The organism is Streptomyces sp. NPDC126510, from assembly GCF_040302345.1.
GTDB lineage: Bacteria > Actinomycetota > Actinomycetes > Streptomycetales > Streptomycetaceae > Streptomyces.
Map to the genome: position 1 here is coordinate 66,365 of NZ_JBEORR010000033.1, position 15,265 is coordinate 81,629.

Consider the following 15,265-nt stretch of genomic DNA (forward strand, 5'->3'; position numbering starts at 1 on the left):
CGACTCCGCGGGATCGCGGAACCGCGTCAGTGGGGCCGCCTGTTCGGCGGCGGGAGGAACGGCAGGTGGGCGTCGGTCGCCGGGTCGAGGGCCGCGCCGAGCGCCAGCAGGCACCCTGCCGTTCCGGTGGAGAGGTCCATGGAGAGCCGCATCATCTGGTGGCCGGGGAAGGCCAGCTGGCCCTGGTAGGCCATCGCGAACCAGCCGAGCCCGGCGATCTGCGCGGCCAGCCGGTCCTCGGTCGCGCCCGGCGTCGTCGTGCGGCTGAGGTGCAGGATCATTCCGGCGCGGCCCTGGAAGAGCCCGGGCTGCGCGTAGAAGCGGGAGGTGGCCGCGGTGAGCACACCGGAACGGGCCGCCTCGAACTCCCCGGCGAGAGCGGGGGAGTGGGCCACGAGGTCGTCGAGGACCATGCCGAGGCCCGCGCTGCCGTCGCCGAGGTAGGGCAGGGTCCGCCAGCCCTCGTCGACCTCCAGCGACCCGTTCTCGCGTGTCACGCAGGACGCCAGGTCCCTGCGCAGGGCCACGGCCGCCGCCTCGAGCCAGGCCTCCTCGCCGGTCCACTCGTACTGCCGCAGCATGAGCAGGGCGGCACCGCTCGCGCCGCGCAGCAGTCCGGCGCGCGGCCGGGACGTCGCCGGGACCGGCTCGGTGAGCCGCTGGACGAGGATCCGCGCGGCCTCGTGGGCCCGCTCGCCCAGCTCCGCCTCGCCGGTCGTACGGGCCAGTTGCCCGAGGACGAGGCCCAGCCCGGCCAGTCCGCCGTGCAGGTCGGAGGAGAGGTTCTGCCACCGCTCGGCGAGGATGCCCTCGACCAGGTCCAGCGCCCGTTGCCGGTGCCCGAGCCGGTCGAGGACCAGGGCGACGCCCGCGAGCCCGTCGTACAGGCCGAGCGGGGTACCGACCGGGGCCGGTGCCGTCCGGTCCAGCAGCCAGCGCTCGCCCTCCTCGTACCGCTCGGCGCCGGCCGCGTCCAGTGCGAACAGCACCCCCGCGGCGCCGTGCGCGAGTCCGAGCCCGCCGCCGTCGGAGAACTGGGCGACGTCTCCGGGGAAGAGCCGGTCGTCGCGCTCCGGGGTGGCCGAGGCGAGGATGGCCTTGACCATCGAGTCGCGGCTGTAGGGCCAGTCGCCCGGATCCACCGGCGCGGAGGGAGCGGCCACCGTACGGCCGGACACCTCCCGCGTGATCTCGGCGACCGCCTGGTCGAGGAACTCCTTCGGTACGTCGGGGAACTGCTGCGATATCACCTCGGCCAGATGCGCCGCCTTGCCGCGGTCGACCACGAACAACGTGGTCACCGGCAGGAACAGGGCCAGCCGCAGACAGGCCAGTGCGTAGCGGTCGATGTCGGCGCCCCGGCGGTCCGGCGGCGCGAAGAACCCGGGGTGGGCGACGACCTGACGGCCGTTCTCCTCGGCCGGGGCCGCGGCCTCGAAGTCGAGGAGGGACACCGTCTCCTCGTCCGGGGCGACCATGATGTTGAAGACGTGCAGGTCGTTGAAGACGATGCCCCGGGCGTGCACCGCCGCCACGGCCTCCTCCACCTTGCGGTGGATGCGCAGCGCCCACGCCGTGTAGGAGGCGACGGCCTCCGCGTCGGGGTCCTGGGTGAGCAGCGGGTGCCGCTCGGCGAAGAAGGAGTTGAGGGGGCGGCCTTCGAGGAAGTCCATCACCAGGAAGCGGTGCCCGCCGAGCTCGAACCAGTCGCGCACCTCCGGGACCACGCCCGTGCCCGCCACCTGCTCCAGTGCCCGCTTCTCCCGCTCCAGCCGGGCGATCGCGTCGGCGCCGTCCGAGGCGAGACCCGCGTGCGGCCGGCCTTCCTTGAGGACGACCTTGCGCCCGTCACGGGTATCGGTGCCCGCGTACACTCCGCCGCCGTTGGAGAAGTGCAGTGCCTTCTCGATGCGATAGGGCAGCTCGCCCGTCGTCGTGTTGTTGCGCGCGTCGAGGTGCGGCTTGAGGAATGCCGGCAGCGTCACCCACTCGGGCACCTGGAAGGACGGCGACCGCCGGTCCGGCACCAGCCGCCCCTCGCCGTCGCGCACCGCCGGCACCAGCGAGCCCCGCTCGTCCACGACGAACGCCCGTGCGAAGGCGCCGTAGCGCACGTACAGGGGACCTTCGCCCCAGCGCAGATCGGTCAGGATGTACGGCCCCTCGAACCCCTCCAGCAGGGCGCCCAGCTCGCTCAGCACCTGGTGCAGCTGCTCCTCGTCGGCCGGGTAGACCGTGACGAACTTGCCGCTGCCGTCGCGCGGCGCGTACTTGGTGTTGCGCAGGTGGAGCAGGTGCGGACCCGGCACGAACTTGAAGGCGACGCGCCGCTCGACGCAGTAGTCCCACACGATCCGGGCGACGTCCTCCGCGTTGGCCCGGGTCGCCGAGGCGTGGATCTTCCACCCCTGGGCCGGGCCCTGCAGCGGTTCGCCGTCCGGGCCGAGCGGCGTCATCGTCTGCCAGTCGCCGATCCGGGCCGACTCCCAGCCCTCGGGCAGCGGCCGGCGGGCCGTCTCGTAGAGGTGGGCGGCCGTCCCTTGCGCGCCCCGCGCCAGCCGGTCCGGCGTCTCGTAGAAGTGCCGGTCTGCCAGCGCGTACACCTCGTACCGCTTGTCCATGCGTCCCCCTCCTGACGAGCACCGAGCTTTCCAGCCACCAGACGGGCACGCACAGTCACGCCTGTCACGAGAACACCGTGCGGAACGCATGCGTAAAGACATGTTCGGTTCCTTTCGAGTGCGCTCGCCGGGCGCTCCTCCACGGAACGCCCACAGGGGCTGCGCAGGTGTCCTATAAGCGCTGTAATGGCCAACGTGGTCAGTCAGGGCGCCCAGGAGCGCGGAACGCGAACGCTGCGTGCCGAAGGTGCCCTCAGGGCGATCGCGATCGATCAGGAGTCGCCCGAACGGCTGCGCCGCGTCCTCGAACAGGCACTGGTGTTCGCCGGTGCGGCACTCGCCGCCGTCTACGCGCCCAGCGAGGACGGCGAGCTGCTGTGCCTGATGGAGTCGGCCGGAGTGCCCCGGACCCTGTACGGACTGCGCGACAGCTACCCGCGCGGCGGGCGGTCCCCCGTCGCCGAGGCCCATCGCCGCGGACGGCCGGTGTCGCTGGGCCCGGCGGAGCTCGCCGAGCACGCCCAGGCACGGCGCGTGCCCTCCCCGGACTTCTTCCTGACGGCCCTGCCCGTGCAGGGGGACGGCGGCTGCCTGCTGGCGGTGAGCGAGCGCCCCGACGGGTTCGCCGCCGACGACCTCAGGTGCCTGGAGCTCGTCTCCGACGCGGTCGCCTTCACCGCCCCGGCCGCGCCCGCGGAGGCCGGCGAGCTGCCACCGAGCGCTTTCACACTCGCCATGGACACCGGCCGCGTCCGGGTCGGCGACGACCTGCTGGACCTGTTCGGCCTGGACCCGGTGGAGTTCGACGGCCGGGTCGAGACACTGCTCAGCCTGACCGTCCCCGATGACCTGCCGTCGCTGATGTCCGTGGTGGAGGCGGACCACATGTCGATCGGCGACCGCGAGCTGGAGTTCCGGGTGCTCCAGCCCGCCGGTCCCCCGAAGTGGCTCCGGCTGCGGGGGCGCCTGCTGCCCGGCGGCGAGGGCCGCCCGGCACGGCTCGTGGGCACGGTCGTCGACGTCTCCACGCTGCGCTCCGACGTCACCGACGTGGCCCGGGTCCAGCGCCTGGCCGCCGCGCTGGCCACCGCCGTCACCGTCCGCGACGTGGGCAAGGCCGTGGTCGCCGCGCTGCGCGGGCCCCTGCGGGCCGACCGGATCGCCCTCGCCGAGCTGGAGAGCGAGCGGCTCGTCGTCACCGTGCTCGACCCGCCCGAACCCGAGGCCTGGCCCGAGCTGTGGCGGTCGGAGTGGCGCACCGAGTGGCCCGACGCGCCCGTGCGCGCGATGCCCACGCTCGCCGCGGCACTGCGCGCGGGCCGGGCCCGCATCTGGCCCGCCGGCAGTCCCCTGGAACGCGCCCTGGCCGAGGTGGGCCCCGGCGGCCTCGCCGTCCTGCCGCTGCCCGCCGGGAACCGCATGGCCGGCGCCTGTCTGATCGGCTGGGACACCCCGCACGACTTCGGCACCGACGAACGCGCCCTGCTCACCGCCTGCGCCGGCCTCGCCGGACAGGCCCTCGTCCGGGCCCGGGCCTTCGACGCCGAGCACGAACTCGTCGGCATGCTCCAGCGCCAGCTGCTGCCGCGCAGCCTGCCCCGGCTGCCGGGCGCGGTGGCCGTCGCCCGCTACCTGCCCAGCACGGCCGGGCTCGAACTCGGCGGCGACTGGTACGACGTCATCCCGCTGCCCGATCACCACGTCGCCCTCGTCATCGGCGACGTCCAGGGCCACAGCGCCGGGGCCGCCACCCTCATGGGCCAGATGCGCACGGCCCTTCGCGCCTACGCCGTCGAGGGGCACCCCCCGGACGTGGTCGTCGCGCACGCCAACCGACTGCTGACGGACATGGAGAGCGACCTCTTCGCCACCTGCTGCTACGTCGACGTCGACCTGGAGGAGGGCGCCGCCTGGTGCGTGCGGGCCGGGCATCTGCCGCCGGTGCTGCGCTACCCGGACGGCCGGACCGAGATCGCGGAGGCCGAGGGCGGTCCGCCTCTCGGGGTGGTCACCCGGGCCGACTTCCCCATGAGCCCGCTGCGGCTCCCGCCCGGCACCCTGATCACCCTGGCCACGGACGGGCTCGTGGAGACGCCCGACTCCGACATCGACGAAGGCATGGACCACCTCGCCGCGCGACTGGCGGACGCCGCACCCGCCGACCTGGGGCTGATCGCCGACACCCTGCTGGGCGATGCCCCGCGCAGCGACGACGTCGCCCTGCTCCTGTTGCGCTACGACGGCATGGCCCTGCGCCCGCTGCGGGAGAGCTGGACGGTCTGGCGGGTGCCGCAGGCCGTCGGGCACGCCCGCCGCTTCGCCCGGCGCACCCTGCGTTCCTGGGGCGTCACCGCCGAGTACGACGCCGTCCTGCTCGTCGTCTCCGAACTCGTCACCAACGCCCTGGTGCACACCGACGGCAAGGTCCGCATGGACCTCACCGTCATCGGCAGCCGTCTGCGCGTCGCCGTCGCCGACGCCTCCCCCCGCTCACCGGTCAGACCGACCAGCATCGGCTGGGAGGCCACCGGCGGCCGGGGCATCCTCCTCGTCGAGGCTCTCGCCGCGACCTGGGGCACCCTGCCGGTCAGCGGCGGCAAGCAGGTGTGGGCGGAGCTGCCGCTGGGGCGCTGAGCACCTCCGGCCCGGGCGGGGTGCGGCGGCTCAGCCCAGCCGCTTCAGCATCTCCTCCGCCAGCGGGGCCGACGACGCGGGGTTCTGGCCCGTGACCAGATTCCGGTCGGTGACCACGTGCGGGGCCCACGGCTCACCGGCCCGCACGGTCACCCCGGCCTCGGTGAGACGGTCCTGGAGCAGCCAGGCGGCACGGTCGGCGAGACCGCCCTGGATCTCCTCGGCGTTGGTGAACGCCGCGACCTCGTAACCGGCGAAGACGTTGCGGCCGTCGGCCCCGACGGCGGCCAGCAGCGCGGCCGGCCCGTGGCAGACGACACCGAGCGGCCTGCCCGACTCCAGGGCCCGGGCGAGCAGCCGGCCGGAGTCGGTGTTCACGGCGAGGTCCTCCATCGGGCCGTGGCCACCGGGGTAGAAGACGGCCGCGTAGTCCTCCAACCGGACGTCCTCGAGCCGCACGGGATGCCGCAGCTCGGTGAAGGACTCCAGGGCCTTCGCGATCCGGTCGGCGTTCTCCTGCCCGCCGTTGACCTCGGGAGCCAGGGACGCCCGGTCGACGGGGGGCTCGACACCGCCGGGCGTGGCCACGACGACCTCGTGGCCGGCGGCCCGGAACGCCTCGTACGGGGCGACGGCCTCCTCGGCCCAGAAGCCGGTGGGGTGGCCGGTGCCATCGGCCAGGGTCCAGGTGTCGGCGCCGGTGACGACGAAGAGGATCTTCGACATGGTGGTGCATCTCCAAGAGACGGGCCGCGGTCGGGCAGTGCGGCGATGATCGATGACTCGGACGGTGACGACCGTAGACCCGCGGGCCCCAAGTTTTCCAATGTCCGAACCAATGGCAGCCATAGCTTTTCCGATGGCGCAGCGCGCTAGGGTCGGGTTGCGTGAGGCCCATCGACCCGCTCGGCACGACCGGCACCCCCGCACAGCCCGACCTCAACCTGCTGCGCACCTTCCTGGCCGTCTACCGGTCCGGCTCCTTCACGGCCGCGGCCCAGCTGCTGGGCCTGTCCCAGCCGACCGTCACCACGCAGATCCGCTCGCTGGAGCGGCAGACCCACCGGGAGCTGTTCGAACGGCTGCCGCGCGGCGTCGCCCCCACCGCCGTGGCCCACGAACTCGCCACCCGGGTCGCGGCCCCCCTCGACGCCCTCGCGGCAGCCACCGGTCACGGCCCCCGGGAGGAGTCGCACGCCGAGCCGGTCCACTTGGCCGGGCCCGCCGAGCTGCTCTCCACGCGGGCCCTGCCCGCCCTCGCCCCGCTGGTCACCGAGGGTGTACGGCTGCGCGTGGCGACGGGACTGACCGATCCCCTGCTCGACGAACTGCGCGCCGGCCGCCACGACCTGGTGATCGCCACCACCCGGCCCCGCGGCCGCACCCTGTCCGCGGTGCCGCTGACGGACGAGGAGTTCGTCCTGGTCGCCGCACCCGTCTGGGCCGACCGTGCCGCGGAGCGCGGGGCCGCCGACGGGCCCGCCGCGTTGCACGACATCCCGCTGATCACGTACGCCGAGGACCTGCCCATCGTGCGCCGCTACTGGCGGCACGTCTTCGGCCGCCGCCTGAACTGCCGCGCCGCCGTCTCGGTGCCGGACCTGAGGGCCGTCCTGGCCCTGGTCACGGCCGGTGCCGGATTCAGCGTGCTGCCGCGCTACCTGTGCGCCGGGGAACTGGCGTCCGGCGCCCTGGTCCTCCTCGACGCCCCCGAGGACGCGCCGATCAACACCGGTTGGCTGGTCCGGCGGCCGGGCACCTCGGAGAACCCGCACGTCGCCCTCGTCCGCGACCGGCTGCTGGAGGCCGGCCGCACCTGGTGATGCCGCCCGGCGAACGGGTACCCGGCGTGACGCAGGACGGAAAACCGCCCCGAGCCGAAGGAAAAGGAAGAGAAGCGTCATGGCTCAGCATGTCCGCGACATCATGACCGGCGACCCGGTCACCGTCGAGCCGCAGACCTCCGTTGCCGAGGTGGCGCGCATCATGCGCGACGAGGACCTCGGGGCCGTCCTGGTGACGGACGGCGACCATCTTCGGGGCCTGGTCACCGACCGCGACCTCGTGGTGCGGTCGGTCAGCAAGGGCGGCGACCCGGAGCGGATCAGCGTGGCCGGCGCGTGCAGCGACGAGCTGGTCACCGTCGGTCCCGACGAGGACCTGGTCCAAGCGGTGGAGCTGATGCGCGAGCACTCCGTGCGCCGCATCCCGGTCGTCGACCACGGGCACCCCGTCGGCATCGTCTCCCTGGGAGACATGGCCATGGAGCGCGACCCCGAGTCGGCGCTCGGCGACATCAGCGCCGCGCGCCCCAATGCCTGAATGGGCATCTCGTCGGACGGTCCCGGGCCCGTATGGGGCCCGGGACCTCTGTTTGCGCCGAACGCCGGGTGGGCGAAAGGGAGTTCGATGCAGCCGTGCAGGTGTTCCGCGCCGGGTTTGTTCGGTTTTTCGCCGGGCACTCGAACAAGAGCGGAACAAGAAGGAAGATGATGAGTCGTGGAGTCCATGGACACCAGTGAGAAGCCCGTCGTCCGTCAGTACGAGACCGGCTGGTCGAAGGCACGCCGCCTGCGCGGAAAGGCCGCGCTGCGGACCTGCCTCCCCGCCGTCGGGGACCGGGGCACCCCCGGGACGGTGCGCTCCGGGCCGGAGTGGAACATCGTCCGCGGTGAGGACTGATCCCCTGATCCCGTTCCGCGGGACCGCGCGGTGACGATCCGAGTAACTCCGCGCATCGGTAACCAAAAGAAGTGATGTTCACATCCGCCGGTTCACGACTAAGGTGAACCGAATGAAGGCTCTCGTGCTGTCCGGCGGCGCAGGAACAAGACTGAGGCCGATCACGCACACGTCGGCCAAACAACTCGTGCCCGTGGCCAACAAGCCCGTCCTGTTCTACGGGTTGGAGTCGATCGCCGAGGCCGGCATCACCGAAGTGGGCATGGTCGTCGGGGAGACGGCCGCGGAGATCCAGGAAGCGGTCGGGGACGGGTCGAAGTTCGGTCTGGACGTCACCTACATCCCCCAGGAGCGGCCCCTCGGGCTGGCGCACGCGGTGCTGATCGCCCGGGACTACCTCGGTGACGACGACTTCGTGATGTACCTCGGCGACAACTTCATCGTCGGCGGCATCACCGGCCTCGTCGACGAGTTCCGCGGGAACCGGCCCGACGCCCAGATCCTGCTCACCCGCGTCGCCGATCCGCGCGCCTTCGGAGTCGCCGAACTCGACCCGTCCGGGCAGGTCATCGGCCTGGAGGAGAAACCCGACCAGCCCAAGAGCGATCTCGCGCTGGTCGGCGTCTACATGTTCACGCCCCTCATCCACGAGGCGGTCCGCGCCGTCGAACCGTCCTGGCGCGGCGAACTGGAGATCACCCACGCCATCCAGCACCTGATCGACACCCGCGCCGACGTGCGCTCCACGGTCATCAAGGGCTACTGGAAGGACACCGGCAACGTCGGCGACATGCTCGAGGTGAACCGCACGGTCCTCGAAGCCGTGGAGCGCCGCATCGACGGCGACGTGGACGACGGCTCGGAGACCATCGGGCGCGTCGTCCTGGAGGAGGGCGCCCGGATCGTGGGCTCCCGTGTCGTCGGGCCGGTCGTCATCGGCTCGGGCACCGTCGTCAGCAACTCCTACATCGGTCCCTTCACCTCCGTCGCCGAGAACTGCCGGATCACCGACAGCGAGCTGGAGTTCTCGATCGTGCTGCGGGACTCCTCGATCCAGGGCGTCGGCCGGATCGAGTCCTCGTTGATCGGCCGGCACGTCGAGGTGACCCCCGCCCCCAGCGTCCCCAGCGCCCACCGCCTCGTCCTCGGAGACCACAGCAAGGTGCAGATCACTTCATGAACCTCCTCGTCACCGGCGCCGCCGGGTTCATCGGCTCCCGCTACGTCCGCGCCCTGCTCGCCTCGGACGCACCCGACGCGCCGCGCATCACCGTGCTGGACAAGCTCACCTACGCCGGCACCCTCGACAACCTCGAACTGACCCACCCCCGGCTGGAGTTCGTCCAGGGCGACATCTGCGACGCCGAACTCGTCGACAAGCTGACGGCCGGCGCGGACCAGGTCGTGCACTTCGCCGCCGAGTCCCATGTGGACCGCTCCATCAGCGGCGCCGCCGACTTCGTCCGCACCAACGTCCTCGGCACCCAGACCCTGCTGGACGCCGCGCTGCGCCACGGGGTGGGCCCCTTCGTGCACGTCTCCACCGACGAGGTCTACGGCTCCATCGAGTCCGGCTCCTGGCCCGAGGACCACCCGCTCCGGCCCAACTCGCCGTACTCCGCCTCCAAGGCCTCCTCCGACCTGCTCGCGCTCGCCTACCACCGCACCCACGGCCTGGACGTGCGCGTCACGCGCTGCTCCAACAACTACGGCCCGCACCAGTTCCCCGAGAAGGTCATCCCGCTGTTCGTCACCAACCTCCTCGACGGCCACACCGTGCCGCTGTACGGCGAGGGCCGCAACATTCGCGACTGGCTGCACGTGGACGACCACTGCCAGGGCGTCGACCTCGCCCGCACGAAGGGCCGGCCCGGCGAGGTCTACAACATCGGCGGCGGCACCGAACTCACCAACAAGGAGCTCACCGGCCTGCTCCTGGACGCCTGCGGAGCGGGCTGGGACCGGGTCCGTCACGTCGAGGACCGCAAGGGCCACGACCTGCGCTACTCCGTCGACTGCACCAAGGCCCGCGACGAACTCGGCTACCGCCCCCGCCACGACTTCACCACCGGACTCGCCGAGACCGTCGCCTGGTATCGCGACAACCGCGCCTGGTGGGAGCCCCTGAAGCAGCGCGTCGCCCAGGAGCGGGCATGAGGTGGCTGATCACCGGCGCGGGCGGGATGCTCGGCCGTGACGTCGTCGAGGAACTGACGCACCGCGGCGAGAGCGTCGTCGGCCTCGACCGCGCCGCCCTGGACATCACCGACCCCTCGGCCGTCGGCTCAGCCGTACGGCAGCACCGCCCCGACCTGGTCGTGAACTGCGCCGCCTACACGGCCGTCGACGACGCGCAGACCGACGAGGCCCGCGCCCTGGAGATCAACGGCGACGGCCCGCGCCTGCTGGCCCGCTCCTGCGCCGCGCACGGCGCCCGCCTGATCCACGTCTCCACGGACTACGTCTTCTCCGGCGAGGACCGCACCGCCCCCTACCCGGAGGATCACCCGACCGGCCCGCGCACCGCCTACGGCCGCACCAAGCTGGCCGGGGAACGGGCGGTCCTGGAAGAGCTCCCCGGCGCGAGCGCGATCGTGCGCACGGCGTGGCTGTACGGCGTCCACGGCGCCAACTTCGTCCGGACCATGATCGGACTGGAGGCCCGCCGGGACACCCTCGACGTCGTCGACGACCAGCGCGGGCAGCCCACCTGGAGCGCGGACGTCGCCGCACGGATCGCCGAGCTCGGCCCCCGGCTCGGCCCCGACGCGCACGGGATCTTCCACGCGACCAGCTCCGGCGAGGCCACCTGGCACGACCTCGCCCGCGAGGTGTTCTCCCTCATCGGCGCCGACCCGCACCGGGTGCGCCCCACCAGCAGCGCGGCCTTCCCCCGGCCGGCGCCCCGCCCGGCGTACAGCGCCCTCGCGCACCGGAGGTGGCAGGAGATCGGCCTGCCCCTGCCACGCGACTGGCGCTCCGCCCTGCACGAAGCACTGCCCCGCATCCGCAAGGAAGGTCTTCCTCGTGAAACGCCATGAGTTCCTCCGGGAACTGCACAAGGTCAGCGCCAATCGCAACTACCTGGAGATCGGCGTCAACGACGGGCGCAGCCTGACGCTGTCCCGCGTCCCCAGCATCGCGATCGACCCCGCCTTCAAGGTGGTCTCGGAGCTGCGGTGCGACGTCCACCTGGTGAAGGCCACCAGCGACGACTTCTTCGCGCGTGAGAACCCGCTCCAGCACCTCAAGGGCGGCCGTCACCCGCTGCGCAACCTGCGCCGCGGCCGCAGCCCGATCGGCTACTGGCGCCGCACGACGCTGGACCTGTCGTTCATCGACGGCATGCACCTGTTCGAGTTCGCGCTGCGCGACTTCATGAACGTCGAGAAGTACTCGGACTGGGGCAGTGTGATCGTCCTCGACGACATGCTGCCGCGCAGCGTGGACGAGGCGGCCCGGGACCGGCACACCAACGCCTGGACCGGCGACGTCTTCAAGATCACCGAGGTTCTGGCGCGCTACCGTCCCGACCTGGTCACCGTGCAGGTGGACACCGCACCCACCGGCCAGCTGGTCGTCTTCGGCGCCGACCCGAACAACCGGGTTCTGCACGACAAGTACGACGAGATCATGGCCGAGTACAAGATCCCCGACCCGCAGAAGGTCCCCGAGGCGATCCTGGAACGGGCCGGGGCGGTCCGCCCCGAGACCCTCCTGGAGGCGGGCTTCTGGCGCCCCCTCACCCAGGCCCGTAACCGGGGCCTGCCCCGCTCCGTCGGCTGGGAGCCCCTGCGCAAGGCCCTGCAGCAGGTCGGCGTCAGCCGCTGAGACGACGGCGCCGGCCACCACCCGGGTGCGGCCGGCGCCGACGGCCTTCCCCGGGTGGTGGGACACAGGCCCGGATACGGGAATCACCTTCCCGGCCTGACGGGACACCGGCCCCGACGCGGTGAACACCGGCCCGGAGCATGCGACAGGCCCGGACGCCGCATGCGTCCGGGCCTGCGGTGTGCCGGTGCTCCGGCTGCCTCAGCCGTCGGCCGGCGTACCCGGTTCGCCCCTCAGTCGCGCGTAATACGCCTGGCAGGCCTCGTACGACGGCAGCAGCCCCCGTCGCTCCGCCTCGGCCAGGGTCGGGGCCTGCTCGTCCTTGGGGGACAGGAGCGGGGTGATGCCCTCGGGCCATTCGATGCCCAGGGCCGGGTCGAGCGGATGGATGCCGTGTTCGCGGCCCGGGGCGTAGCCCTCCGAGCACAGGTAGACCGCCGTCGCGTCGTCCGTGAGGGCCATGAAGGCGTGGCCGAGGCCCTCCGCGAGAAACATCGCGTGGCGCGTGTCGTCGTCGAGCCGTACGGCCTCCCATGCGCCGTAGGTGGGGGAGCCCACGCGGATGTCGATCACCACGTCCAGGACGGCACCGCGTACACACGTGACGTACTTGGCCTGGCCTGGCGGCACGTCGGCGAAGTGCACACCCCGCAGCACGCCCCGCCGCGAGACCGAGCAGTTGGCCTGGGCCAGGGACAGGTCGTGCCCCGTCGCCTCGCGGAACTCCGCACCGCGGTACCACTCGTGGAAGCTGCCGCGGTTGTCCGGGAAGATCTTGGTTTCCAGGACCCAGGCGCCCTCTATCCCCAGCGGTCGCATACCGTCACCGTCCTCGGGTCCTGATACGGGAATTCACCGTCCGGCGTGCGGCGCCGAGCACGCGGCGCGCACGCCGGGCCAGCCGCAGCGCGACTCCGGGCCCCGGAGCCGGCGTCACCAGCACGCTCCCGCCGCCGGCTCGCAGCGCGAACGGCAGGCCGGCGAAGCGAGCCCCCTCGGCGCCGGGGTTCAGGCACACGGCCACCCGCCAGACGTCGCCCGGGAGGTCCTCGGCGGGCAGGTTCGCCGCCAGCACCGAGGCGGGCCGGTCCGCGTCGGGGGAGAGGGTGCCGGGTGTCTCCAGGATCCGGCTGGAGGAGACGAACCTCAGTCGTACCTCCCTGTCACCCGTGACGTACACGGGGAGCACGACACGCAATCGCCCGTCGGAGACGGTGACGTCGCCCAGCTGCACACGGCCCAGCCCGAGCCGCTTGCCGCGCGCGCCGAGCTCAAGGGAGAGGTTGCCGTGCGGTTCGGTCCAGTACGGCAGCACCGGGCGGTCGCCGACGACTCCCGCGTGGGGCACGGGCCGGTCCTCGCGCGGCGCCGGGCCCAGCCGGCACTCCTTGGTCCAACCGCCCGACTTCACGCGGACGAGCGCGTCCCATACGCCGTCGCGGGGCAGGGCGGCCGGGTCGACGGTGGCGGTCGCCCGCAGCACCAGCCGGACCTCCTCGCCGTCCCCGGCCGGCACGGTCTCGCGCGTGAACTCCACCGGCTGGAAGTACTGTGCGGCGCTGGAGCGCTCGCGCAGCAGCAGATCGGCCGTCGCCTGCCCGAACCGCGCCGCGGTCTCCGAGGCCACCCACCGCACCGCCTCGGTCACGTCCTTCGGCACGTCGCTGAGCGGCGTGGCCTCGGCGTCGGCGGGGAACAGCATCGGCTCGTCGCCGGACAGGTACTCGGCCGTGAAACCGATACGGAGCCGGTCGTCACGCCACTCGATGTCCCCGGGGGCCGCCGCGGGGGCGACGCCCGCCTCCCACTCCGCGAAGGCCACCACGTCGTCGTAGCGGTCGGCCGCCGTCAGCGCGGCGATGACCTGCTGCGTCGGCTGCAGTCCGGCCGCGACACCGGGCCCGAAGCGCTCGACCACGACCTCGTGGATCTCCCCGAACAGCTCCCTGCGGTAGTCGTCCGGCAGGTTCAGCAGGCGCCGCGACCGCAGCCGCTCCACCATCTCCACGCGCAGCCAGCGCCGGAACAGCCGGTCGCGCACCGGACCGGGTTCGGTGTACCGCTCGACGACGTCGAGGGCCTCGCGGAGGTTCTTGAAGTAGCCGACGGGGTCGAAGCGTTCGAAGCCGGCGTTGGAGCCGTCGTCCCGGCGGATGTGGTAGTAGCAGACGTAGTCGCTGAGCACCGAGACGTTCTCCGCGCGCAGGAACGCCTCGGCGATGAAGACGTGGTCCTCCAGGCGCCTTCGGCCCTCGGGAAAGCGCAGGCCGATGCGGTCCAGGAAGGCCCGGCGGAGCATCTTGTGCGGGGTGAGACTGTCGATGAGCGGGGCGTTCGCGACCGTGGCACGCGGGTGGTTGCGGCGGAACAGCTCCACCGGCACCGCGCGGTTCTTGCCGGCCATCTTGCCCACGACGACATCGGCGCCGTTGGCCACGCCGTAGTCGTACATCCGCTCCAGGGCTTCGTCGCCGAGGTAGTCGTCGTTGTCGACGAACATCACGAACTCGCCCCGGGAGGCCTCGATGCCGACGTTGCGGGGCTTGCCCGACCAGCCGGAGTTCTCCTGGTGGATGACCTTCATCCGGGGGTCCTCGGCCGCGAGCGCGTCGAGCCGTGCCGGGGTCTCGTCGGTCGAGCCGTCGTCGACGAAGATCACCTCGAACTCGTCGGGAGGCAGCGACTGCCGCTGCAGCGAGGAGATGCAGTCCTCGATGTAGATCCCCGGGTTGTACACGGGGACGATGACGCTGACCTTGACCGGCATCGGGTTTCCGGGCCCCTTCGGGTCGCTTGCCGTAGACGTCCTGTTGTACTGCGTGTCGCCCGATGCTAACCCGGTCGGCGAGGTCGTCTCACCTTTCGAGGTCTCGCCGTGATCATCACGCCGGTGCGGTAACTGAGCTGCGGGGTCTGTCTGTTCGCGGTCAAACGGGTTGCAGGCCGCAGCGGCCGGCAGCACCTAGGCTGAGGACGTGCGCCTGCTTCTCATGTCGGACACCCACCTGCCCAAGCGGGCCAGGGAACTGCCCGCCCCGCTGCTCGCCGAACTCCCGCACGCCGACGTCGTGTTTCACGCCGGGGACTGGGTCGACACCGGCACCCTCGATCTGCTGGAGGCACGCTGCCGCAGGCTCGTCGCCGTCTATGGAAACAACGACGGGCCGGAGCTGCGCGCCCGGTTGCCGGAGGTGGCGTACGCGGAGCTGGGCGGGGTGCGCTTCGGCGTGATCCACGAGACGGGCGCCAAGCAGGGCCGGGAGCAGCGGTGCGCCGTCCGCTTCCCCGGCCTGGACGTGCTGGTCTTCGGCCACAGCCACATCCCCTGGGACACCACGGCATCCACCGGCCTGCGCCTGCTGAACCCCGGCTCCCCGACGGACCGCCGCCGCCAGCCCTACTGCACGTACATGACCGCCACGGTCGCCGACGGGCGGCTCACGGACGTGGAACTGCACCGGCTGCCGCCCCGCACACCGCGCTGAAACCGCCCCGCC

13 protein-coding genes are annotated in these 15,265 nt (G+C 72.4%); 9 read left to right on the top strand and 4 right to left on the bottom strand.

All coding sequences use genetic code 11. The annotated features are described in order from the left end of the window. Positions 1 to 26: 26 nt before the first annotated feature. Positions 27 to 2,621 carry a class III lanthionine synthetase LanKC gene (gene lanKC / locus ABTX60_RS34630; RefSeq protein WP_352100986.1) on the bottom strand — a complete coding sequence of 865 codons (2,595 nt, stop codon included), beginning with the start codon at positions 2,619 to 2,621 and terminating at the stop codon, positions 27 to 29. A gap of 186 nt (positions 2,622 to 2,807) precedes the next feature. Between lanKC and ABTX60_RS34635 the strand changes: the two genes are divergently transcribed. Further along, the gene (locus ABTX60_RS34635) at positions 2,808 to 5,255 is read left to right on the top strand and encodes a SpoIIE family protein phosphatase (RefSeq protein ID WP_352100987.1); all 2,448 of its coding nucleotides are present in this window, start codon (positions 2,808 to 2,810) and stop codon (positions 5,253 to 5,255) included. A gap of 30 nt (positions 5,256 to 5,285) precedes the next feature. Here the strand turns inward: ABTX60_RS34635 and ABTX60_RS34640 are convergent, their stop codons facing one another. Beyond that, complete coding sequence (locus ABTX60_RS34640) at positions 5,286 to 5,981, bottom strand: type 1 glutamine amidotransferase domain-containing protein (protein WP_352100988.1); 696 nt, start codon at positions 5,979 to 5,981, stop codon at positions 5,286 to 5,288. Positions 5,982 to 6,142: 161 nt separating this feature from the next. On the opposite strand from ABTX60_RS34640, the gene ABTX60_RS34645 reads away from it, so the two are divergent. From ABTX60_RS34645 to ABTX60_RS34675, 7 genes are all read left to right on the top strand, one after another. Next, the gene (locus ABTX60_RS34645) at positions 6,143 to 7,078 is read left to right on the top strand and encodes a LysR family transcriptional regulator (protein WP_352100989.1); all 936 of its coding nucleotides are present in this window, start codon (positions 6,143 to 6,145) and stop codon (positions 7,076 to 7,078) included. Positions 7,079 to 7,157: 79 nt separating this feature from the next. Continuing rightward, complete coding sequence (locus tag ABTX60_RS34650; RefSeq protein ID WP_352100990.1) at positions 7,158 to 7,577, top strand: CBS domain-containing protein; 420 nt, start codon at positions 7,158 to 7,160, stop codon at positions 7,575 to 7,577. A 177-nt stretch (positions 7,578 to 7,754) separates the two neighbouring features. Continuing rightward, on the top strand, positions 7,755 to 7,937 hold the full coding sequence (locus ABTX60_RS34655; RefSeq protein ID WP_352101016.1) for a hypothetical protein: 183 nt from the start codon (positions 7,755 to 7,757) through the stop codon (positions 7,935 to 7,937). Positions 7,938 to 8,049: 112 nt separating this feature from the next. Then, positions 8,050 to 9,117, top strand: coding sequence for a glucose-1-phosphate thymidylyltransferase (locus tag ABTX60_RS34660; RefSeq protein WP_352100991.1), 1,068 nt, complete (start codon positions 8,050 to 8,052; stop codon positions 9,115 to 9,117). Then, positions 9,114 to 10,094 (top strand): dTDP-glucose 4,6-dehydratase, encoded by a 981-nt coding sequence (gene rfbB / locus ABTX60_RS34665; protein ID WP_352100992.1) that lies wholly within the window; start codon positions 9,114 to 9,116, stop codon positions 10,092 to 10,094. Before ABTX60_RS34660 ends, rfbB begins: the two co-directional genes overlap by 4 nt. After that, a complete protein-coding gene (gene rfbD / locus ABTX60_RS34670) occupies positions 10,091 to 10,978 on the top strand; it encodes a dTDP-4-dehydrorhamnose reductase (protein WP_352100993.1) in 888 nt (295 codons plus the stop codon). The genes rfbB and rfbD overlap by 4 nt, the downstream gene beginning before the upstream one ends. Beyond that, entirely contained in the window at positions 10,965 to 11,768 is an 804-nt protein-coding gene (locus tag ABTX60_RS34675) for a class I SAM-dependent methyltransferase (protein ID WP_352100994.1), read from the top strand. The genes rfbD and ABTX60_RS34675 overlap by 14 nt, the downstream gene beginning before the upstream one ends. Positions 11,769 to 11,969: 201 nt before the next feature. On the opposite strand, the gene rfbC is transcribed toward ABTX60_RS34675, so the two are convergent. Together rfbC and ABTX60_RS34685 are read right to left on the bottom strand one after the other, a co-directional pair. Next, the gene (gene rfbC / locus ABTX60_RS34680) at positions 11,970 to 12,587 is read right to left on the bottom strand and encodes a dTDP-4-dehydrorhamnose 3,5-epimerase (RefSeq protein WP_352100995.1); all 618 of its coding nucleotides are present in this window, start codon (positions 12,585 to 12,587) and stop codon (positions 11,970 to 11,972) included. A gap of 4 nt (positions 12,588 to 12,591) precedes the next feature. After that, positions 12,592 to 14,535: a glycosyltransferase family 2 protein gene (locus ABTX60_RS34685; protein ID WP_352100996.1), complete on the bottom strand. Its 1,944-nt coding sequence runs from the start codon at positions 14,533 to 14,535 to the stop codon at positions 12,592 to 12,594. 208 nt (positions 14,536 to 14,743) lie between these two features. Between ABTX60_RS34685 and ABTX60_RS34690 the strand changes: the two genes are divergently transcribed. Continuing rightward, a complete protein-coding gene (locus ABTX60_RS34690; RefSeq protein WP_352100997.1) occupies positions 14,744 to 15,253 on the top strand; it encodes a metallophosphoesterase family protein in 510 nt (169 codons plus the stop codon). The last annotated feature ends 12 nt before the right edge of the window (positions 15,254 to 15,265 follow it).